Annotated in this window: 15 protein-coding genes and 1 rRNA gene; 9 read left to right on the top strand and 7 right to left on the bottom strand. The window is 42.6% G+C overall.

From position 1 onward, the window contains the following. Positions 1-122 precede the first annotated feature (122 nt). From RM347_RS28620 to murI, 3 genes are all read left to right on the top strand, one after another. Complete coding sequence (locus tag RM347_RS28620) at positions 123-2009, top strand: N-acetylmuramoyl-L-alanine amidase (protein ID WP_322720501.1); 1887 nt, start codon at positions 123-125, stop codon at positions 2007-2009. 442 nt (positions 2010-2451) lie between these two features. Next, positions 2452-4377: an N-acetylmuramoyl-L-alanine amidase gene (locus RM347_RS28615; RefSeq protein ID WP_322720502.1), complete on the top strand. Its 1926-nt coding sequence runs from the start codon at positions 2452-2454 to the stop codon at positions 4375-4377. A gap of 129 nt (positions 4378-4506) precedes the next feature. Then, positions 4507-5373: a glutamate racemase gene (murI, locus tag RM347_RS28610; protein ID WP_322720503.1), complete on the top strand. Its 867-nt coding sequence runs from the start codon at positions 4507-4509 to the stop codon at positions 5371-5373. Positions 5374-5436: 63 nt separating this feature from the next. Here murI and RM347_RS28605 read toward each other — a convergent pair whose 3' ends face one another. Beyond that, a complete protein-coding gene (locus RM347_RS28605) occupies positions 5437-5634 on the bottom strand; it encodes a hypothetical protein (protein ID WP_322720504.1) in 198 nt (65 codons plus the stop codon). 925 nt (positions 5635-6559) lie between these two features. Between RM347_RS28605 and sds the strand changes: the two genes are divergently transcribed. Further along, complete coding sequence (sds, locus tag RM347_RS28600) at positions 6560-7531, top strand: solanesyl diphosphate synthase (RefSeq protein WP_322720505.1); 972 nt, start codon at positions 6560-6562, stop codon at positions 7529-7531. 656 nt (positions 7532-8187) lie between these two features. On the opposite strand, the gene RM347_RS28595 is transcribed toward sds, so the two are convergent. Then, complete coding sequence (locus RM347_RS28595; protein WP_322720506.1) at positions 8188-8661, bottom strand: hypothetical protein; 474 nt, start codon at positions 8659-8661, stop codon at positions 8188-8190. A gap of 205 nt (positions 8662-8866) precedes the next feature. Between RM347_RS28595 and hetZ the strand changes: the two genes are divergently transcribed. The 3 genes from hetZ (at position 8867) to RM347_RS28580 (ending at position 14009) form a co-directional block, all read left to right on the top strand. Continuing rightward, positions 8867-10072, top strand: a complete 1206-nt coding sequence (hetZ, locus tag RM347_RS28590; RefSeq protein ID WP_322720507.1) for a heterocyst differentiation protein HetZ — start codon at positions 8867-8869, stop codon at positions 10070-10072. Then, positions 10065-11042 carry a PatU gene (locus tag RM347_RS28585; protein WP_322720508.1) on the top strand — a complete coding sequence of 326 codons (978 nt, stop codon included), beginning with the start codon at positions 10065-10067 and terminating at the stop codon, positions 11040-11042. Before hetZ ends, RM347_RS28585 begins: the two co-directional genes overlap by 8 nt. Before the next feature lie 672 nt (positions 11043-11714). Beyond that, the gene (locus RM347_RS28580) at positions 11715-14009 is read left to right on the top strand and encodes a transglutaminase TgpA family protein (RefSeq protein WP_322720509.1); all 2295 of its coding nucleotides are present in this window, start codon (positions 11715-11717) and stop codon (positions 14007-14009) included. A 174-nt stretch (positions 14010-14183) separates the two neighbouring features. Here the strand turns inward: RM347_RS28580 and RM347_RS28575 are convergent, their stop codons facing one another. Continuing rightward, the gene (locus RM347_RS28575) at positions 14184-14864 is read right to left on the bottom strand and encodes a uracil-DNA glycosylase (RefSeq protein WP_322720510.1); all 681 of its coding nucleotides are present in this window, start codon (positions 14862-14864) and stop codon (positions 14184-14186) included. A 192-nt stretch (positions 14865-15056) separates the two neighbouring features. Between RM347_RS28575 and RM347_RS28570 the strand changes: the two genes are divergently transcribed. Beyond that, positions 15057-15755, top strand: a complete 699-nt coding sequence (locus tag RM347_RS28570) for a phosphoribosyltransferase (RefSeq protein ID WP_322720511.1) — start codon at positions 15057-15059, stop codon at positions 15753-15755. A gap of 27 nt (positions 15756-15782) precedes the next feature. Here RM347_RS28570 and RM347_RS28565 read toward each other — a convergent pair whose 3' ends face one another. The 4 genes from RM347_RS28565 to glyQ all read right to left on the bottom strand — a co-directional run bounded on the left by RM347_RS28565 (position 15783) and on the right by glyQ (position 21574). Then, positions 15783-16883, bottom strand: coding sequence for a tetratricopeptide repeat protein (locus RM347_RS28565; protein ID WP_322720512.1), 1101 nt, complete (start codon positions 16881-16883; stop codon positions 15783-15785). Positions 16884-17359: 476 nt separating this feature from the next. Beyond that, on the bottom strand, positions 17360-17830 hold the full coding sequence (locus tag RM347_RS28560; protein WP_322720513.1) for an NADAR family protein: 471 nt from the start codon (positions 17828-17830) through the stop codon (positions 17360-17362). 42 nt (positions 17831-17872) lie between these two features. Beyond that, on the bottom strand, positions 17873-20227 hold the full coding sequence (locus RM347_RS28555) for a ComEC/Rec2 family competence protein (protein WP_322720514.1): 2355 nt from the start codon (positions 20225-20227) through the stop codon (positions 17873-17875). A gap of 447 nt (positions 20228-20674) precedes the next feature. Further along, on the bottom strand, positions 20675-21574 hold the full coding sequence (gene glyQ, locus RM347_RS28550) for a glycine--tRNA ligase subunit alpha (protein ID WP_322720515.1): 900 nt from the start codon (positions 21572-21574) through the stop codon (positions 20675-20677). Positions 21575-21888: 314 nt separating this feature from the next. Here glyQ and RM347_RS28545 point away from each other — a divergent pair. Then, positions 21889-21949: ribosomal RNA gene (locus RM347_RS28545) — 16S ribosomal RNA — on the top strand; the annotation flags it as partial.

Below are 21949 nucleotides of genomic sequence, written 5' to 3'. Positions count from 1 at the left end.
TAGTACCAGCTTAAAAATCAAAAAAGGCATCAGAGGTCAAGTTTAGGTGGTGACGGTGTGATGATTTACCAATGAGTTGAGATATTGACGGCTCCCATGAACGTGAATTAGGAGAAAGGACTGTGAAATTACACTGGTTACTACCCAGCACTATTGGAACTATCTTCATGCTATCGTCGCCTGCAATGGCTGCGAGACTTGAATCTTGGCGCTTTGATGCCAATCAAAACAGGCTGGAAATTAATACTGTGGGAGCAGTTCAACCCCAGGCACAACTAATTTTCAACCCGACTCGGCTGGTAATTGATTTGCCAGGAACGACATTTGGGCGTCCGCAGCTAACCCAACAGGTGGGCGGTGGAATTCGCTCGATCCGTGTTGGGCAGTTTGATACAGAAACAACACGTATAGTTGTCGAATTGACCCCTGGTTATACTTTAGACCCCAAACGAGTGCAATTTGTGGGTACAACTGGCGATCGCTGGACGGTGCAATTACCTAGACCAGAAGTCGATAGGGTCGCCTCATCTCCAACCTCATCCCCCAGAAGTGCTTACAGTGTTGTTACCCCAGACTCTGAGCCACAACCTAGTATTTCAAGGGTTGCCACTACACGAGGGGCCACTCAAATTGAGAGCTTACAAGTAACAGGCGATGGGTTGTTCGTCCGTACCAGTGGTGGCAATCCACCGATTCAGGTAATTCGCAGCCGCGATCGCGCTACCATCTTCATGGATATCTCTGGCGCATCTTTATCACCACGTCTGGCGCAACAGAATAATATACCCGTTAACAAACATGGTGTTAGCCGCGTCGAATTCACCTCATTGCAAACCCAACCTCCTGGTGTCCGCCTGACTTTGCGGGTAGATAAAAATAGCCCAGACTGGCGAGCAACTAATAGTAACGGCGGTGGCTTAGTAGTTTTACCTAGTCGTGTTGTCCGATTGCCTGGAGGTAATAATTCAAACAATCAGTCAGAACCCGTTTCCTTTCCCAGTCGACCATCTGCTAACAACTCGACAGCAACAATTGAGTCTGTGCAACTGGCTGACAATGGCACACAACTGCTAATTAGAGGCGACAAACCTTTATCTGCTACGGGAACCTGGGATAGATCCTCAGGTCTGTTCCGCGTCACAATTACCAATGCAAACCTAGCTCCCAGAGTCACAGGCCCTACTTTTGCTGCCAATAGCCCCATTCTTCGGGTACGTCTGCAACCACAAGAATCCAATACTGTCGTTGTCTTAGTTCAACCAGCAGCCGGAGTGCAAATTGGGCAACCCCAGCAAATCGGTGACCAGCTTTTGGCTTTACCAATACAAGGTTCTCGGCGAGTTGTCGCACTCCCTGGAAGACCCCCCTTTGCTTTACCTGGGCTACCACCGCCAAACCGGGGGCCATTTCCAGACCCAAAGAATCCCAATCCCCAGCCGTTAACACAACCACAGCGCCGAGTTAGCAATGGGCGAGTAGTAGTCCTCATTGACCCAGGACATGGCGGTAAAGACCCTGGAGCAGTAGGTCTTGGAGGAGTACGCGAAAAGGATATCATCTTACCTATTGGCAGAAAAATTGCTGCGATTTTGCAGCAAAATGGCGTACAAGTCGTTATGACAAGGGATTCTGACTATTTCGTCACTCTCCCGGGGCGGGTGCAATTAGCAGAGCGAGCTAATGCTGATGTGTTTGTTAGCATCCACGCTAATTCAGCGGGTGCGAGTCGTCCAGATGTCAGTGGCTTAGAAACGTATTATTACGACAGTGGTTTGGGTCTAGCTCGCATTGTCCATAACAGTATTCTCCAAAGTGTAAATGTCAGAGACAGAGGAGTGCGGCGAGCCAGATTCTATGTCCTCAGAAAAAGTTCCATGCCTTCTATTCTTGTAGAAACAGGTTATTTGACTGGTCGATATGATAACGCTAAACTCAGAAGCTCTGCTTACCAAAATCAAATGGCAGAAGCGATCGCTCGTGGCGTCCTTGAGTATCTAAGGAGAAGATAAGTAATTTAGTCGAAATTATTGAGTAAATACATCTAATCTTTACCATTTTTATCCAATTTAGTAGTAAAACAATTTAAGTATTCTTGCGGCGGGACAGGAGTAGCTTCTTTGTTATTGTCATCTGATGCTTTACAAATCAACAGATTTTTGATGTTTGATTTTTGATTTTGGATTGGTGTCACCCACAACCACAAGGGTTGTTAGTGTAGCAGGACGTTAGTCCAGCATGAACCTAAAATTGGCTTTTCTTCAATCTAAAATTGGCAGTCAAATTTATATCGGCTAATGGCATGGCAAAATCAGAGGAGCGTGCTATATTTTACGCCATTAGCTGTGTCTTAATAACAGCGCAAAACTCAAGTGTGCGTGATGACGGTGTGAGGATTTGCCAATATGTTGAGATGTTGACGGCTCCCATGAATGTGAATCAGGAGAAAAGACTGTGAAATTACGCTGGTTACTATCCAGTACTATTGGAACTATCTTCATGCTGTCGTCGCCGGCAATGGCCGCGAGACTTGAATCTTGGCGTTTCGATGCCAACCAAAATAAGCTGGAAATTAATACTTTAGGGGATGTCCAACCTCAAGCACAATTAATTTTTAACCCGACTCGGCTGGTAATTGATTTGCCAGGAACCACATTTGGGCGTCCGCAGCTAACCCAACAGGTTGGCGGTGCAATTCGTTCGATCCGTGTTGGGCAGTTTGATACAGAAACAACACGTATAGTTGTCGAAGTGACTCCTGGTTATACTTTAGACCCCAAACGAGTGAAATTTGTGGGCACAACTGGCGAATCCCCTGCGGGGACACTTCGTGAACGCTGGATAGTGCAATTACCTACGCCAGAAGCCGAAAATGTACCCTCAAAAAATACCGAGGGGCAGCAAGGAGAAGTTATAGCCAGAGAAACTTTACCGAGAACATCTACACCAACATTCTCCCCAAGGAATATTTACAATGTGGTGACAACTGGCTCTGTTAATCCACCTAACAACAGAATGGTTGTCGCCAAAGTTACTCAAATTGAGAACTTACAAGTCACAGGCGATGGTTTTTTCATCCGTACCAATGGTGGTAATCCTCAGATTCAAGTAAATCGTAGCAACGATCAGAAGGCAATCAACATCGACATTGCTGGTGCAACTTTATCACCAAGTCTAGAACAGCGGGATTTATCGATTAATCGCTATGGTGTGAGCCGTATCCAATTCACCCAACTGCAAACAAGCCCATCTGTTGTTCGCCTGACTTTACAGGTAGATGAAAATAGTCCAAATTGGCGAGCAACCACTAACACTGCTAGTGGTTTTGTAGTTCTACCCAGTCGTGCTGTTGCCCAATTACCTGGAGGTAACAGTCCACGTCCAATATCACCTGCTAACACTTCACCTGCTACTATTCAGTCTGTGGAACTGGTTAATAATGGCACACAACTGCTGATTAGAGCCGACCAAACTTTATCAGCTACAGGAGGCTGGGATAGAACCTCTGGTCTGTTCCGCATTACTATCAACAATGCTCAGTTAGCTCCTAAAGTCACAGGCCCTACTTTTAATTCTAATAGCCCTATCCTGCGAGTACGCTTGCAACCAAAACAACCCAATACTGTCACCGTCTTGGTTCAACCAGCAGCCGGAGTGCAAATTGGAGAACTTAACCAGGTTGGCGACCAGCTTTTGGCTTTAGAATTACAACGTTCTGGTAGCGTCACACCGCCCATTATTTTACCTCCCCTGCCATCACCAAACCAAGGGCAATTCCCAAACTCCACAGATAATCCTCGTCCAATCTCCCAGCCACAGCCGCGCCCCTCGGTTCCCAGAGGGAAATTGCTAGTAGTTATTGACCCAGGACATGGTGGAAAAGACTCAGGTGCTCCTGGTCTGGGCGGACTTTTAGAAAAAAATGTAATCCTGCCTATTGGTAAAAGGGTAGCAGCAATTTTAGAGCAAAATGGTGTGCAAGCGGTGCTAACGCGGGATGCTGACTTTTTCGTAGAACTTCAGGGACGGGTAGACATTGCCGAGCGAGTTAATGCGACTTTGTTTGTCAGCATTCACGCTAATTCCGTTGATAATCGCCCTGATGTCAATGGGTTAGAAGTATATTATTACGACAGCGGTTATGCTCTGGCTGAAGTAGTTCGCAATACCATCCTCCAGAACATCGGTACTATCAAAAACCGGGGAACCCGCAAAGCCAGATTCTACGTTCTTAGGAAAAGCTCCATGCCTTCGATTTTAGTAGAAACAGGCTACATGACTGGTTACGAGGATAATCCTAGATTAGGAACACCAGAGTATCAAAATCGAATGGCAGAAGCGATCGCTCAAGGCATCTTAAAATACTTACAGCAGAGGTAATATAGTACAAATTACTAATTAAAGGGGTGGTATTTAAACTTCTTGTACGTGCAGAATTTAGTGGTCAATTTGGAGATTGTCTGCTAAATTCTGTATTTTAAATCCAAAAACCTAAATCAACATCTGCCTGTGTATTCATCTTCGACCTTTGAAGGGAATCTTGACGATTTTCCCGATCAAGAACCCCAGCGTGCCCCAATTGGCATCTTTGATAGTGGTGTGGGTGGACTGACTGTACTGCGACAACTATATCGGCAACTCCCCAATGAATCAATTGTTTACTTTGGGGATACAGCTCGACTTCCTTACGGAATTCGTTCACAAGCAGAAATTTTACAATTTACGCGTGAAATTCTTACCTGGCTACAACAGCAGCGGGTAAAAATGGTGATTATGGCTTGCAACACCAGTTCTGCCCTAGCCCTAGAAACCGTGCGTCAAGAATTCAGCATACCCATTTTGGGAGTAATCTTACCGGGTGCAAAAGCTGCGGTGCAGCAAGGAAGACGTATTGGTGTGATTGCTACTCCAGCTACAGCTAAGAGTAATGCTTATAAGCACGCCATACTCGAAATTGCTCCTGATGTCCAAGTCTGGCAAGTTGGATGTCCAGAATTTGTGCCACTGATTGAGCAAAACCGCATTCATGACCCCTATACTGCTGAAGTAGCACGAGCCTACCTAGAGCCTTTATTAGAGCAGGAAATTGATACCTTAGTCCACGGCTGTACCCATTATCCCCACCTTACACCTGTACTGCGATCGCTCCTACCCTCTCAAGTCCAGTTGGTTGATCCAGCTGTTCATGTTGTAGCAGCTTGTGCTCAAGAGCTTGACTTACTAGGCTTAAAAAATACTCACCTACCATTGCCAACTCGCTTCGCCGTCAGCGGTTGTCCACAACAGTTTTCCCAATCAGGAGTGCAGTGGCTAGGTTATACCCCAATGGTTGAAGAGGTTTGCTTTACTGATAACGCTATTTCCCAACTGCAATAAAACTATTTAAAAAACGAGAAGTTAGGAGTTTTGAATTAATAACTCCTTACTCCTCACTTTTAACTATTGACTATTAACTGCTTCAGTCACCTTTGTTCTTACTGATATCTCCTGCTTATGTTTTCCCTCGGTAGATGAAGAGAAATTTGTAGGAACAGTCTTTGTACCTGTTCGCTTTGCCAGTGCTAATAACAGGTAGACTGTGAACAAATATCCAGACGCTAAAATAAAAATCATCATAGGCATACTTCCGTAAATCATTGTTCTACTAGCACCCTTCTAAACGAATATAAAATTGCATAAATTAGTAGAACCTCAGCCAACTAAGTACATTCTTGATGGCTGTAGTTTCCTATGGTAAAATTATCTATAGAGATAAAATTCTCTACAGACGAAGAATTTATTGATGAGACTTCTTGCAGACCATAGATCCCACAGCAGTTAGATTACTAAATAGCAATCTAAAACTACGATTCTCAGCGGTCTACTTGATCTGCGTATTTTTGCTCACACTGCTGTGAAAGGAGCAATGCTTGCGCTCAACGTGCGCTGAAGACGTGTAGCGGCTTCCCATAGGGATATCGCATAGCTCCAAACCAGGAGTTTCGCGCATCGTAGGAAAAATTAAAGGAATTATTCCCTGAATCTAAGCTACGACTAGTTATTTTAGACTCACATCCCCAAATCAGTAAAATCAACTAGTAGGTGATTTACTTTTGGTCTGTGAATATCTGAAAAATTTCAAATTCCTATATTTTAGCGTAACACAACAACCCTGAATTTTAAGCCCATTCAACTGCTAAATTTCAAATTTTTTGAATAGCTACACTTCAGTCCTAGAAAAGTTTAGTCTTACCCATTGGCGACAAATTTAAATTTAATCCATTTTGCCAATAAGTAATATTGCTTAAATTACGTTTCGATCTGTGGTGGGAAACGTATACTGAGAAATTACTTAAGACAATTTAAGCTGATATTGATTTCCATGTACTGAAGAATTGATGTTTTAAGGTAGTAAAATTTAAGCATAATTGCTTATTGACAAAGACGTTATTAATCTTAAGTATCACCGATAGACTCATGAATATGGGATTACCTGATGAAAACTTTGCGCTGGCACAGGCTTATCTTAAAATGAGTATAGGATATGTAAACTTTCGTAACCTAAGTCAGAGTCCGCCCATCCATGACCCCAGCCACCTCCCTGTTTACCCCTGTGGAAGCAGACCTGCGACTACTAGCAGATAACCTAAAACAGCTAGTTGGAAATCGCCACCCCATTCTGTTTGCAGCAGCCGAACATTTATTCGGAGCTGGGGGAAAGCGTATCAGACCAGCAATTGTCCTGCTAATATCGCGGGCAACAATGTTAGATCAAGACATTACACCGCGTCATCGCCGCCTAGCTGAGATTACAGAAATGATTCACACAGCAAGCTTGGTACATGACGATGTGGTAGATGAATCAGACGTGCGGCGAGGCGTTCCTACCGTTCATAGTTTGTTCGGCAACCGCATTGCCATATTAGCAGGAGATTTTCTCTTTGCCCAATCGTCCTGGTATTTAGCAAACTTGGACAACTTGGAGGTGGTGAAATTGTTGTCAGAAGTCATAATGGATCTAGCTACTGGGGAGATTCAGCAAGGATTGAATCGTTTTGATGCTGACATCTCTATTGAAACTTATCTCCAGAAGAGTTATTACAAAACAGCTTCGTTAATTGCCAACAGTTCTAAAGCTGCTGGGTTGCTCAGTGAAGTCTCACGAGAAACTATTGAGCACATGTATAGCTACGGTCGTCATTTTGGTATAGCATTTCAAATTGTCGATGACATTCTAGATTTCACCAGTACAACAGATACCTTGGGTAAACCAGTGGGGTCGGATCTCAAAAGTGGTAATCTGACTGCACCCGTTTTATTTGCTTTAGCGGAAAAACCATCCTTGGAAGTACTGATTGACCGAGAGTTTGCTCAAGAAGGGGATTTAGAGCAAGCACTAGCACTGATTCAAGATAGTCAAGGTATACAGCAGGCGCGAGAGTTAGCTGCTCACCATGCTAAGTTAGCAATTGAACATCTTGCAGTTCTCCCACCCTCAGAATCTCACCAGGCATTAATTAACATAGCTGAGTACACACTGAGTCGTCTCTATTAAATTCAGTTGTCAGGTAGAAAGTAGGGATTTAAATGTAGGGTGTGTTACAACTTCTGTAACGCACCGAAAACCCGAACTGGTGTCACGCTAACGCATTATATAGACACTAAAGCAGTTTTATATTTAATTTAAAACAACCTAATTACCAGGTAGAAAGTGGGAATTTAGATTCCAAGTGAAACTTTCCACTTGTTCTTAAGAAAACTCCAAAAATAAATTATCTTTCTTTCTGGACTCAACGCGACTTCTTCCTCAAGCCGTTGCTCTGCGATTGGATATTTTTTATTTACGCCGTGTGCAACTTTTACTCAAACCTAACTCTCCAGACCTTTTCGCTTTCAGGCAAGAGGGAAAATTCAAAGCCTCTCTTCTAAAAAAAGGTCAGAATATTAAGTTGCACATTGCGTTTTATTTAGAAATTCTTAAGTATGGAACTCTGGTTTACTGAGAAACTAAAACTTGAAAACTGAAAAATGTTCACAGATAACTGTTTTTTAAGCAATTTTAGGTGTCACCGAGACTTGAAGCAGTCCCATTGTGTAAGGGAAAGAAAAAATTTCTTTTGTCCCTGATTTAGAAAACTTTCTTAAAGGAATTTTAGATTTAAGATTTCGGATGGGGGATTGTATCTAAAAAATCCCCCATCCAAATTTTTTCTATGCAATATCAGGGGGTATCTGTTTAGGCGATCGCTGTTGTCGTAACTGTTGTTGCATAAGTTTTTCTAGGTCAGTTCGCCGAACTTCAACGGTATGGGTGGTCTTACCCGGCGTTTCCAAAAAAACGATACTATCTACGGGTTCTAATGCCACCATTTGGAACAAAATATGGGTGACAGGAATAATTTTAGCTAGCATTTGAGGGTCAAGCCCAGCAGGGGAAATTAGAGAGACATCCTGTATGGTAGGGAAAGCGTAAATCACACGCTTTTCCAATCCTGGATTAGCACGATTGCTCAATGTAGTTAAAACCCAGCTTTCCTCCGAATTTTGGAGAATATAGTATTGGGAGTAGCGTAATTTTTGAGCGATCGCTCTAAGGGCAGGAGCAATTGCTGCAACAAGATGTGGTGTCATACCATCGCGGGGTGCATTGTCAATCAGCAATTGAATTTGTGCTTCTAAATCCATAATGACTTGTATACGGCTCCTGGGTAATGGCAATAACATCTATCAAAGTGTGAACAATCCCATCAAAGTTGGGAATAATAAAATCAGCCACACCCTAAATATAGGATTGGTCTGCGTTTAGCTTATACGTAAAACTGAAAAAGCCAATACCCACAGTCCTACAGGTTGTATTTAAGTAAGTTAGGGTCTTTTGAAAACCGAGACTATGAATTCAGCCGCAACCGCAACTATTCCATCTGCAACTATTCTGGGAGAAAATTCTACAGGCGTGGAGGTGATCTTTCAACTCCTGTCCAAGGAGTTTCAGCAGTCAACCAAAGCTTCGGAACAAAATTGCCACGATGTAGCAACACGTATTACTACCGAAGTCTACCGGATTTGTAATGAAAGCAAACGTATCCAAGCTTCTGGGTCTGTAGAAAGCTCGGCAATGACCCTGGCTCGGCATCGGCTGCAACAGTGTCTCAGGTACTATCAGTTGGGTTCAAATCGGGGCAGGGTAGAATTACACAGTACTCTGAGTGCAATTATTTATCGCTACATTAATCCCCCTCAGAGGCAATTGAGCTATCAAGGGCGGCTAACCATAATTGAAGATTTTCTCCAGAGTTTTTATCTGGAGGCATTGAACGCTTTCCGGCGAGAAAATCAACTCGGTGCCACTTATCGCCCTCAGACACTTTTGGAATTGTCCGAGTATATGGCATTTACCGAACGCTACGGCAAGCGACGCATTCCCTTACCAGGCCGTCAGCAACAGCTAATTATCCTCCGAGCGCAAACTTTTTCTCAACAGCAACCCCCAGAAACCAGCGTAGATATAGAACAAGCCGCAGAAGGCAGCAATAGTGAAGCCGATGGTTCTTGGGAAGAACCAGCAGTGCATCAATTGCGCTCCACAATGGCAACGCAAGTCGAACCCGAACCCGAAGAAGACACCTTGCGCTCCGTTGTGGTTACAGAATTAATGAATTACCTCGAACAACGGCAACAATCTGACTGTGCTGATTACTTTTCCCTCCGCCTCCAGGATTTATCAGCACAGGAAATTGAGTCGGTTTTAGGTTTAACCCCTCGTCAGAGAGATTATTTGCAGCAGCGCTTCAAGTATCATTTGATTCGATTTGCCTTGTTACACCGTTGGGAATTAGTTCACGAGTGGCTGGAAGCTTCTTTGCACACTAATTTGGGACTAACTCCCCAGCAATGGCAAGCATACACAGCACAGCTGGACAATAAGCAACGGTCTTTACTAGAGTTGAAGCAACAAGGACAAGCCGATGAAAAAATTGCAAAAACTTTAGGGCTGTCAATGGCACAACTTCAAAAACGGTGGTTTAAGATTCTTGAGCAAGCTTGGGAAATTCGTAACTCATTAGTGTCCGGATCAGGTGCATCTACTCATGAATAGTGACTCAGAATCCTTACAACACCAGTGTCTCGATTGGTTATTGACAGATGATGTCAAAAATAACGAGCAATCGGTAGAATGTGAGGAAAATGACGGGGTAGAAAACCTCCTCAAGGAAGCTACTGCTTCAAAAAGCAGTGAGCCAAAATTGGGAGGAACGCCCCAGGCCTTTCAATTGGGAGAAATTCCTACTGTGCAAGATCGTTTCCAAGCCGTCCTTAAGCGTCGGTTACAAATCCAAGCCCAAGACCACCCACCGTTGTTTCCCTGGGAAACACAATTAATCGACTATCCCGATTTTATTGACGAGCCGTCAATGACACTCGTCCCTACCTGGGGGTGGATGGTACAACAGTCGAAGCTGAACCTGCCGCGTCCCTTGCCGGAGAGAGTTTTCCGGCAATTGCTAGAACAGTGTCAGGCTTTGGTGACATCTTCTGTGCCGCTGGGAGCAAAATTAGTTCAAGTGGTGGAGAACTTTTTTCCCAACGAGTCTCAAGCACTAAACGACATAGCTGGATTGGTGCTAAGAAGCACCTATCGGTCTGTAAATACTCTGGAGACAATACCCAATATTCAGAGCGATTACTCAGATTTACAACCGCGTCAACAGATGGCTTTGTCGTTGCTAGCAGCTAAACAACTGCTGGAAAATCTGACTCTACCACTTTCAGCAACCAGTCCAGTGGTAGAAAGACAATGGCTAACCAGTGTCGGTACTTTGAACATTAGAGTAGAGTATCAGTCTGTAGGTAAACTTACGAAGTTACTTGTTCGGGCTGAGTTACCCGTTAAAGGAACTTTGACACTTCGAGGAAGTGGCACCTTAGCAATGGCAACATCTTCGACTTCGGGATATTTAAGTGTAGAGTTAGGCTGCGAACAACTTAACCCAACTTATACTCTGGAAGTTGAGTTTCCAGAAATAGACCAACAGCCGCTTTTGTTTGTCATTAATCCCACTGTGTAACCTTAATTGCCACCGCTAGTATGTTACGTTGTCAACGCCGAATATCTTAAGGTAACCATTGTCTAGATGTTGCCTTGGGGCTTTGTCACCCTCTCGACACTACTAGCAACAGGGTGCTTACTTGTATCATTTGCGGAACTTAGCGTGGTTACAATTAACCAGTGAGTGTAGACTCACCCTCCACCCCATAACTGAATTTTTTGTGGGTACTCGTCAGGCCACTCGGTTATTAGCAAAGCCTGGGAAACGAGTTAGTTTCTTCTTTTATGCTGATTTCACCTCGCCTCTATTTTACCAAGCCACCAATTTTTCACAACGAATTTATTCGATTGTGTCGCTTTTTATACTAAAATATGTTCACCATTGACGTTACCACGAATGGTAACGTTATGTATTTATGCGCTTGGGTTAAAGGAAAGCAAGCTACCCATAGCTGTTCCTTTGGCGTAGAGTCTCTGTCAGGAGAAGGGAAGCAAAGGATAACAACAGGGTTTTGAAACTCGCGCCAAGGCTTTAACTTGTAAAAGACGCGTGAAACCTTCATATATGCTTAAAGGCAGGATAAGAAAGCTTCCTCTAAGGGGAATACTTTAAAGTAGGGCGGATAATTTCGTCCTCAGCATTGTTTCCGTGGCATCTACACTTAGACTTGAAATGCTTAACTTATCCAGTATGAATCGGTTTTGGCGTCTCCCTGTAGGTAATTTCTGGCGGCAAAACTCGCAGGATTCGCCTTTACCAGAAGTGGAAGATTCAATTTCCTTGCGGGTGCTGGTGCTAGCGTTAGTTATTTTGGGAATTGTGGCGACGGATATCGCCGCCGAGACTTCATTCAGTTTTTGGGCGTTACCCCTGAGTGTAGTGGGTGCGATTTGGAGTCACTATCGTCGCCGCGATACTAATGTTGCAGTTAAGTTCTGCATCGCCATAGGAATGTTAGTAGCATTAGGTGCTTTCTTTGGGCGATTAGTGGGAGAGTTGAATGATACGCGGTTGGGTTTGGCAGAGTTATTAATTCAACTCCAGGTGCTGCATAGCTTTGATACACCCCGCCGCAAAAATTTGGGCTATTCGATTGTCATAGGACTGATTTTATTGGGTGTGGCGGCAACGCTAAGTCAGACTTTAGCGTTTGCACCTGTGCTGTTGTTATTTTTAGCGATCGCTCTGCCAACTTTAGTATTAGATTATCGCTCACGCTTGGGTTTGCAGCCATTAAAAACTCAAAAGGAAAAATTCAATCAGAAGAATTCTTCAACTATTAATTTTAAATTTTTAATTCTGAATTTTTTGCTGATTGTCGGTTTAGGCCTGGCAATTTTTGCTGTTTTACCCCGGTTCCCTGGTTATAAGTTACGGAATTTTCCTGTAAGTTCTGCTATTCAAGTAAAAGGTAATTTCACAGGACGTAGTATCATTAATCCCGGTTATGTCCGTCAAGGTAATGGTAGTAATCAAGGTAGTGGTACAGGGCAAAATCAAACTGGTCAACCAGGTAAAGTAGATAATAACTTTTATTACGGTTTTAATAGCCAAATAAACCAAAACCTGCGGGGCGAGATGAAACCTAAAGTTGTGATGCGGGTGCGATCGCAAGCTGAGGGTTTTTGGCGAGTACTAGGATTTGACCGTTATACAGGTAAGGGATGGGAGGTTTCCCGTAATGAAGACGTTGCAACCATCAGGCGATCGCCTTGGTCTTACCAAATTTTTCTTCCCCTACCTCTGATTGCTGGTAAAACCCAAGAGATAGTACAAAGTTATACAGTGGTGTCGGATTTACCTAACCTAATTCCAGCGATGGCTAATCCCAAGGAAGTTTATTTCCCCACACCAATGATCGCTGTTGATAAAGAAGACGGATTGCGATCGCCTGTAGAACTATCAGAAGGACTCACCTACACAGTAGTTTCAGAAGTACCATACCGCGATCGCACTTTGTTAGGTGAAGCTTCTACTAAATATCCACAACAGATTAAAAAGCATTATCTGCAAGTTCCTCCCGAAATTGCCGAAAAAGTCCGGCAACGCACCAAAGAAATCTTCGCTAACTACAATCAAGAAGGAGTCACAAGGTCTTCTAAAAGACTTGATTCACCCTATGAAAAAGCTCTCTACTTAGCTCAATATTTAAAGCAACGCTACTCTCTTCCCCAAAATCCCTTAGATTTGCCTTATTTGGGAGAAAAAGATGACTTAGTAGAAGCTTTTTTATTCAAATATAAAGGCGGTTATCCAGATCACTTCTCTACAGTTCTCACAGTGATGCTACGTTCCATTGGCATCCCAGCGCGGTTGGTAGCAGGGTTTAGTACAGGAGAATTTAATCCATTTACAGGGCTGTATGTTGTCCGTAATACTGATGCTTATGCAATGACGGAAGTGTATTTTCCGAAATATGGTTGGTTTGCCTTTGACCCTATTCCCAATCATCCTTTGATACCACCCTCAATAGAAGACACTCAGACTTTTAGTGTGTTGCGCCAATTGTGGCATTGGGTTGCTGGCTGGCTACCTTCTCCGGTGACAGGTTTGTTGAATAATGTATTTGAGACAATATTTAAGTGGGTGATTAGAGCGATCGCTTGGTTTTTAGCTTTATTCTTTCAAGGTTGGTTTGGCATATTGAGTGGCTTAATGTTGGCAACTACAGCAGCTTTCTTCGCTTGGCTGGGTTGGGGTCAGTGGCGAGAGTGGCGCAAACGCAGATGGTTAAAGAAATTGCCAGCAATGGAAAGCCTTTATCAACAAATGCTGCAATGGACAACCCAAAAAGGTTTAGGTAAACATCCAGCACAAACACCTTTAGAGTATGCCAGAGTCTCATACGAGCATCATGCTCTAGCAACTGCTGAGGTTATAGATGAAATTTGTCAAGCTTATGTTGGTTGGCGCTATGGTGGTCATAGTCCTAACTTGCAGCGACTGCGACAAAGATGGCAAAATCTGAAAAAGACTGCTAAGTAACTCATTGATAAATTACATACAATTGAAGAATTCAAAATCCAAAATTTGAAAAGGTCTGAGAGGAAGCGAATTTAAACGCAAGAACAAATAGTAAAATCTAAAATTCTCGATCAAAGAAAGGGCATTTTTACATGCCGTTAATCTAAAATCGGAAATTGAGTCACCAGATGTTTATTAGCTATTATTTTGGATTTCGTCTAACTTGGCACGCACTGCTTGGATATCCTGCCACATCAACCATTTAGGCGCACCTCTTTCTTTAGAAGGATTACGCAGCAAGTAGGAAGGATGAAAAATTGGCATACATAAACGCCCTTCCCACTCCAACCACTGTCCGCGAATTTTTGTAATCCCCCGCTTATCGCCAGTGATACCTTTGACAGCAGTTGCACCTGTTAACAGAATTATTTTGGGGTCAACTAGGCGAATTTGTTCTAATAAGTAGGGTAGACAAGCTGCCACTTCTACAGGAGTAGGAACTCTATTATCAGGTGGGCGGCATTTGTTGATATTGGCAATGTATACATCATGCTCAGTACCCAGATTTACAGATGCCAGAATTTTCTCTAACAACTGCCCCGATCTGCCTACAAATGGTAAGCCGGTTTCGTCTTCATTTTGACCTGGCGCTTCTCCTATAACCATAATTGGTGCTTTGAGATTACCACGTCCGACGACGGCATGAGTCCGAGTGTCTCCCAATGGACAACGGTGGCAGCGATCGCAATGCTGTGTCAACTCGGTGATGCTGGAATAAGTTCCCGGAGCGATCGGAATTTTCGCGTCTGTAGGAATCAGTTCTCGTTGGTTAAAGGTTGAGTCGTCGAAGAGGCTGAGTTGGGTTTCGCTGCTCATGAAAATCAGGATTTTGGCATCAGCACCATCTGTCTTATCTGAGTTAAATACTGCTTTAGTTGGAGATTTATCAGAATAAATAGACTTTTGCTGAATACTTAATTATTTATACAAATCTTATTGTATCAGTTAATTTGAGACAAAATTCAGTCATGATAAAAGCATTGCCGTCCTAAGATGCTGGGGGAAACCATGTCATATACCCCACTTTTCGCCGATCGCACCCATGCGGGTGAAATATTGGCGCGAGTAATTCATGATTTTTTGACTCAGCAAACTATTGATTCTGGGGTAAAGCCTGTACCAATTGTTTATGCTTTGCCAAGAGGGGGTATACCAGTAGCAGCACCAATAGCACGTCTTTTGGATTGTCCGTTGACAATCGTGGTAGCGAAAAAGATTAGCCATCCAGAAAACCCAGAGTTGGCAATTGGTGCAGTGACTACTTCCGGAAATGTTCTTTGGACTGATCAAAAGCTATTTCGCCCTAAACATGATGCGCGGTGGCGAGAAGTAGCTTTAAATAAAGCGATTAACCAAGCTAAGTCTCTTGAGGCTCAATTAATTTCTGCTTGTCCGCAGTTCAATGCACAGGATGCCACGCTCATCTTAGTTGATGATGGTATAGCCACAGGTATGACAATAGCGGTAGCCGCAACTGCTATCAGAGCGCTTTCTCCAGCAGCAGTTTGGCTATGTACTCCAGTAGCGCCACAAAAATTGCTACCCTGGTTAGAACAGTGGGGCGATCGCACAATAGTCTTGGAAACACCCGAACCCTTCTGGAGCGTGAGTAATTTTTATGCAGAATTTCCCCAAGTGGATACATTAGAAGTTCTCGTATATCTCCAGCAACAAAAGACAATGGGGGGAATTGATCTGTGCGAGTAATTTTGAATTGTTTCCCTGTCTTGCTTTTCAACTATTTGCAGATGTTCCTTGCTGGTATTGCATAGCTTTGGCATAATCACCCAAGGCGTAGCAAGCGACTCTCAGACTGGCAAGAGCTTGTTCTTCACTGCGACGGTCTTTGATATTTCTAGCTAACAGCAAACGTTCTTCATAATATGTAATTGCTTTGTTATAGTCACCCAAAGCTTCACAAGCAACTCCTAAACTACCTAAAGACTGTTCCTCGCTACGCTTGTCTTGAATTTCTTTGGCTAATTGCAAGCGATCTTCATAATACTTAATGGCTTTGACATAATCACCTAAGGCATAACAAGCATTTCCCAGATTCTTTAGGACTTGGGAAGCATTACGAACATTTTTTAGGGAGCGTGCTATAACTACACATTGCTCATAATAAGCGATCGCTTTTGGGTAATTGTCCAAAGCATACCAAGCATTACCCAAATTCTTGAGTACCTGTTCCTCGCCCCAATTATCTTTGAGTTCCCGCACAATTTCTAGGCTTTGTTGCTGATATTCAATCGCCTGCATAAAGTTGCCCAAAGCTTTATACACTAATCCCAAATTATTCAGTGCTGCCACTTGACTTCGTTTGTCTTGCAGCTGCTGCGTTATTTTCAAACATTTTTCTAAAAACTCAATTGCCTTTTTATGATCATTCAGGTGACGGTATGCATTGCCTAAATGGGAGAGTGCTTGCATCTGCACTGCTAAATCTGAGGTGTTCTTGAGCAAAGACAGACACTGTTGGGAGTAAGATATAGCACCCTTGTAGTCTCCAGCGCTGTAAGTTACCAATCCTAAAAAAGAAAGTACTTGTGCCTGTTTTTGCAAATCCCCAACTGCCTGAAACAGCCCCAAGGATTGTTGTAAAGACTTCATTGCCACTATTAAGTCACCAGCTTGCTGCTGTTGAATTCCTTGCCGTAGTAGGTTGGACGCTTCCGATGAATGGTCATCACTTTCCTGTGGAGGTAGTATTTCTGCTTGTGAATCAGAGTCAAATTCATGGGTAATTGTATTACGCTTCACTGGTTTTAGGTATTTTATCGGTAATTGCAAAGGAACTGTATTTTTCAATCTATTATTCCATTCGCCTTTAGGCATCAACCTCTTCCTGTTAAGTCTGGTGATAAATCTAGTGTTCCCAAAACCAGAATATATCTTTCATCAAGCTGGTTTACCACAGCGTAAGTTTAGTAAGGGTGAAACTTTATCAATGAAGCGATCGCTATTTAATCCTTGATTGAGGCTTTTAGATTACCACTTATAAAGACTAATAACTATAGTTGTTACTTAGCCAATAGGTAAGTTTCAAAAATAAATACTTTTTTAGACCGTAGAGTGTCAATGCTGTGAATAATTGCTGCTTTTAAATTACTCACCTAGAATTTTCAAACGTAAATTCTAGGTGAGTGTGCCTTTAGTGTCTTTAAAATTAGAAGATATAAAAATATTTTTTTATGGCAATATACTACTAGAACTTTGAGCCTAGTAATTTTATTTTGACGCTTTTAATTGCCTCTCTCCTTCAATTTTGGTTCAAGGATTCACTACTGAGGCAAGTATTCATAGCAAGAATATTATTTAAAAGTTTTCTTATTAACATCTACGCTGTTTGTATAGCGCAGGATCTCTCGTACCTCCATTAAAATTTTTCCTAGCATGTTTTTACCACTACCATCGGCTCCGCAACCCCAGTAAAAATCGATGGGCGAGTTTTCAACAATTTCTGTATTGCCTGTGGAAAGTAATATTTCTCTGATATCTGTATGAGTTTGAAATTTACGTAGCACAGCTTGCCGCATGATGTCGTCTTTAACTTGTTCCCAATCTTGGCGTAAGGGACGGGTTCTCTCACGCCCCATTCTTGCCGCATCTTTAGGTGTCTTAACTAGGCGGATTTGTTCTACATGAGGTGTACCCACAAACTTTTGTGCTTGAAAGTAGTGTTCGCTAGTTGACCAATATAATCCATCTAATTCAAAACCGTGGGGCGAAAAGTTAGAGAAACAGCCATATTCTTCACGAGTGCTATAAAAGTAGATTGTCATAGAAGTTGATAGCAGTTTTAATTTACTTAATTTGTGACTTTTTTACAAAATAGATGATTTGTTTTCTGCTGCTTCAATAAACGCCTCAAACTGATTATTCGGTGTCCATTGAATGGCCCCATCTCTTCCTGTAAAAAACAGTTTTGTTTGGCTTTGATTCAGTTCAGATAAAGTTTTTGAATCAAAATTGGCAGAAGAAGCGATCGCTACTTGCGGTTGCAGAGCAAGAACTAAATCTTTCAAGGACTCAGGGGCACACCAAAGTACTTGCGGACGAGGTAAACTTCCATTTTTAACTAGTTGTTGTACTTCTTTAGATTTAACATTACCTACTAATAACCAATTCTGATCTAAAATTTGCAATTGTAAGATGGGTAATTGGTCATTGATTAATTGCGCTACTATTGAACCAGCTTTCACAGCTTGACCAACTACCAAAGGTTGATAAATTCCTTGATGTTTTTGTAGTTCCTCTTGAATTGCCTGAATTGTAATAGAATTATCTGTTTTGGGGGAATATTCATAAAAATTCTTGATTGGTAAACGTTGCATTAATTCATACCAAGCATTACTTTCATTCCCTTGGAAATCAGTTGCGATCGCCCAATTGATTTGATTTATACCCTGCTGTTGTAAAAACGGTAGGATTGTGAAGCGTCCTGTACCTTCATCGCCACTATTAATTACAGTTACTGTACCTCGATCTTGAATAACTACAATTGGTTCAGTACCAGATTCTAATATTGTTATCCTAAACAATGTATTTGTAGAATGCCAAAGGGGAATGAATACGAAACCAATTGCAATCACATTAGCAAACCACCACCGCCGCTGCCACCAAGGCACTAGCCAAACCAATATAATCAGTAAATAAATGGCCAGAAGCTGCCAAGTAGATATACTGCCTACAGCCACAGAATTACCGGGCAGCTTGCTAAAAAATTCCACTAGTTTAATGAGCCAATCAGTAGGGTAATGCAACACCCCCGCCAGGAAGCTTCCTGCCTCAGTCCAAATTAAACCTATTAAGGCACTGATGATTCCACCTATACTAATTATCGAAATTAATGGAGTACTAACCACATTCAGCAATAAACTATAAGATGGTACAACTCCAAAGACAAAAAGTTGTACAGGTAAAGTCCAAATAGTGGCAGCTAAGGGAACGGCAATCAAAGAAGCGATCGCAGGTGGCAACCATGCCAGGCGAGTGACTAATGCAGGTACTGTTACAACTAATCCTAATGTCGCTAAAAAACTCAATTGAAAACCTAAATCCCAAATCCATAGAGGATTAAACACTAATAACAGAGTTGCCGCTAATAGCAGCGAACCCAACTGTTTTACCTTCCTTTTTAATAGCAGACCAACTAATGCCGCAAAACCCATAATTACGGCTCTGAGAACCGCAGGTTGAAAACCTGTTAAACTTAGAAAAATGATTAAAGCCAAAAAGCCAAGTATAAATTGGCTTGCTTTTTTTGCACGCCTTGTTAACTGTAAGACCACACTCAAAATCAAGGAAGTTTGAAATCCAGAAGCTGCTAAAGCATGAGCTAATCCTGCTTGTACAAATAAGTCGCGGATATCGTAGGGTAAATCAACAGCTTTGCTACCTAAAACCATTGCACTGACAAGAGGTCCTTCTGGGATACCCAACCAACGAACTTGCGATCGCACAATTCGCTCCCGAATTTGCCACCATCCCCATTTACGTTCCTGATCCAAAACATTTATTTGTCGCCCAATCAGACCGGCAAACGTTCCTTCTTGCTTAAGAAACTTTTGAAAGTCGAAACCACCAGGATTGGAAGCGGCCTTTGGTTTGTACAAAATCCCAGTCACGGCAATTTGTTGACTAGGGTATAACCCAGTAGCCTGAAGTATAGGCACTGTCACATATAATTTGCCTGTAACCCCTTTTGGGACACTTGCTGAACCTTTTTCATTTTTGACCTCATCTAGCTGAGTCGCTTCCAGCCAAAATTGTCCCCGTTGACCGCGAGTTAAGCGGGGATTACTCGCCACTTCGCCACGAACAATCACAAGTTGTTCTTGATTACTGCTATTTCCCAGCGGGACAAACTGACTAATATCTTTTGCACCTGGTTGCGGCACTCGCCATTGAAAATATAGAGTTGCCAATAATCCCACTAAGCCAGCAGCTAGCCATATTCTAGGATGAGGAGTATTTTGCCAAGTGTTAGGCACTGCCTTATTTTTGCTTCCAGCATTTTCTGGTTTCTGAGCAAGTTGTCGTGAAGTGATGCGTCTTCTAAAAAGAATTGCTCCCACTATCCCCAGAACCAAAATCCACACACCACCCCAAGGAACTGCTGTAAACAGCAACCCGAAAATGTAGCCAAGACAAATAATTACACCACTGGTTTGAATCATAAGATTTTTTGTAAAACCACCTGACAACCCGAATTTGCAGCTAAGTTAAAAATAGCTAGGGCAGCAATAGAGAAAATCCGCGTTGCTGAATTTGGCTATTAAATTCAAAAATTAAATATTCCAAACTCTTATTATCGGTGCCCGGAGCGTCTCTGCGTGAGCTTTTCATCTTTTTAATCAGCGATGCTGAAAAATTTTATGCTTGTGGTGAAGTATAGTCCATCAAGTTTATACAAACAAAGCCCGCCTGTGCGGGCTTTGTTTGTATAAACTTGATGTTCGAGACTCAAGATTTAACGCTATTTCTAACCTTTGGCAATAGCTCCATCATTAAAGGTATACCTAGCTTAAACCCCAGCGCATCATGGAAAAATAGAACGTAAAGCACTACGCTGACCAATAATATGCAATTGTTTCTAATGGTTTTACTTCGTGTAGCTACACTCTTTAGGATGTCGGGCTTCCTGTTAAACTCACAGCATCTTTGAGTAAGGGAAAACCCAACCTCTCCCTTTGCTCAACATATAAATGAGCAACCTTCCTGGCTAAATGCCGAATCCTAGCAATATAGCGAGTTCTCTCCGTCACCGAAATCACACCTCTAGCATCCAGCAAATTAAACGTGTGCGAACACTTCATTACATAATCTAGGCTAGGCAAGACCAATCCTCGCTCCGTCAATTGAGTAGCTTCCTGCTCATACAAATTGAATAGCGTCAGTAGCAACTCAGGATTCGACGCTTCAAAGTTGTATGTACACTGCTCAATCTCTCCCTGAAGATAAACATCACCATAAGTAATGTTGTCCGTCCAATGAATCTTAGTAATTGCCTCCACTTCCTGGAGGTACATCACCAATCGCTCTAACCCGTATGTAATTTCAATCGACACAGGGCGGCAATCAATTCCCCCACACTGTTGAAAGTAGGTAAATTGAGTAATTTCCATCCCATCTAACCATACTTCCCACCCAGTACCCCAAGCTCCCACTGTCGCATCTTCCCAGTTATCCTCTACAAACCGAATATCGTGTTCTTCAGGACGAATACCTAAAACCCTTAAAGAATCAAGATAAATCTCTTGGATATTATCTGGTGAAGGCTTGATCAGAACTTGATACTGATAATAGTGTTGGAAGCGATTCGGGTTTTCGCCGTACCGTCCATCCGTCGGGCGACGGCATGGTTCAACATACGCCACAGACCACGGTTCCGGTCCCAATGCTCTTAAAAATGTCTGGGGATTTTTAGTACCAGCCCCCTTCTCAATATCGTAGGGCTGGGCAATAAGACAACCGCGATCGCTCCAGAACTGATGCAATAAACCTATTACCGACTGAAAATTCACGTTTCACCCTTCCTTAGTCAACACAGTGCATAAACCATTGTTGCCTACAACCCTGCACTGTGGTCAGTTTGACGGGGACTAAAAACTCATCCAAAATTATTTTGGAAAAATAGTTGACACATGAAGATAGGTTCGCTATATTGAATAAGTGCCTGAAGCGGAGCGCGAAAGAGCGACGCCAAAAGAAACACCGAACCTTGAAAATATTATAGTTTGAAAGCCATCATACAACAAGTGGCCTGCGTCAAGCAAATAAAGATAACTAAGCTGAAGTTAAAAAAGAGCAGCTAATGAGCTAAAAAGCTTTCCAGTTCAAAACGGAGAGTTTGATCCTGGCTCAGGATGAACGCTGGCGGTATGCTTAACACATGCAAG

This window comes from Nostoc sp. ChiQUE02, from assembly GCF_034531305.2.
GTDB lineage: Bacteria > Cyanobacteriota > Cyanobacteriia > Cyanobacteriales > Nostocaceae > Nostoc.
Note: the sequence above shows the minus strand (reverse complement) of the source record. Positions and strands in the feature narration are given on the sequence as shown.

Coding starts and splice junctions, on each gene's coding strand:
- RM347_RS28565 (WP_322720512.1), bottom strand. CDS start 16,883: ATGCCTAAAGGCGAATGGAATAATAGATTGAAAAATACAGTTCCTTTG.
- RM347_RS28580 (WP_322720509.1), top strand. CDS start 11,715: ATGAATCGGTTTTGGCGTCTCCCTGTAGGTAATTTCTGGCGGCAAAAC.
- RM347_RS28570 (WP_322720511.1), top strand. CDS start 15,057: ATGTCATATACCCCACTTTTCGCCGATCGCACCCATGCGGGTGAAATA.
- RM347_RS28555 (WP_322720514.1), bottom strand. CDS start 20,227: ATGATTCAAACCAGTGGTGTAATTATTTGTCTTGGCTACATTTTCGGG.
- hetZ (WP_322720507.1), top strand. CDS start 8,867: ATGAATTCAGCCGCAACCGCAACTATTCCATCTGCAACTATTCTGGGA.
- RM347_RS28585 (WP_322720508.1), top strand. CDS start 10,065: ATGAATAGTGACTCAGAATCCTTACAACACCAGTGTCTCGATTGGTTA.
- sds (WP_322720505.1), top strand. CDS start 6,560: ATGACCCCAGCCACCTCCCTGTTTACCCCTGTGGAAGCAGACCTGCGA.
- RM347_RS28595 (WP_322720506.1), bottom strand. CDS start 8,661: ATGGATTTAGAAGCACAAATTCAATTGCTGATTGACAATGCACCCCGC.
- RM347_RS28575 (WP_322720510.1), bottom strand. CDS start 14,864: ATGAGCAGCGAAACCCAACTCAGCCTCTTCGACGACTCAACCTTTAAC.
- RM347_RS28560 (WP_322720513.1), bottom strand. CDS start 17,830: ATGACAATCTACTTTTATAGCACTCGTGAAGAATATGGCTGTTTCTCT.
- RM347_RS28605 (WP_322720504.1), bottom strand. CDS start 5,634: ATGATTTACGGAAGTATGCCTATGATGATTTTTATTTTAGCGTCTGGA.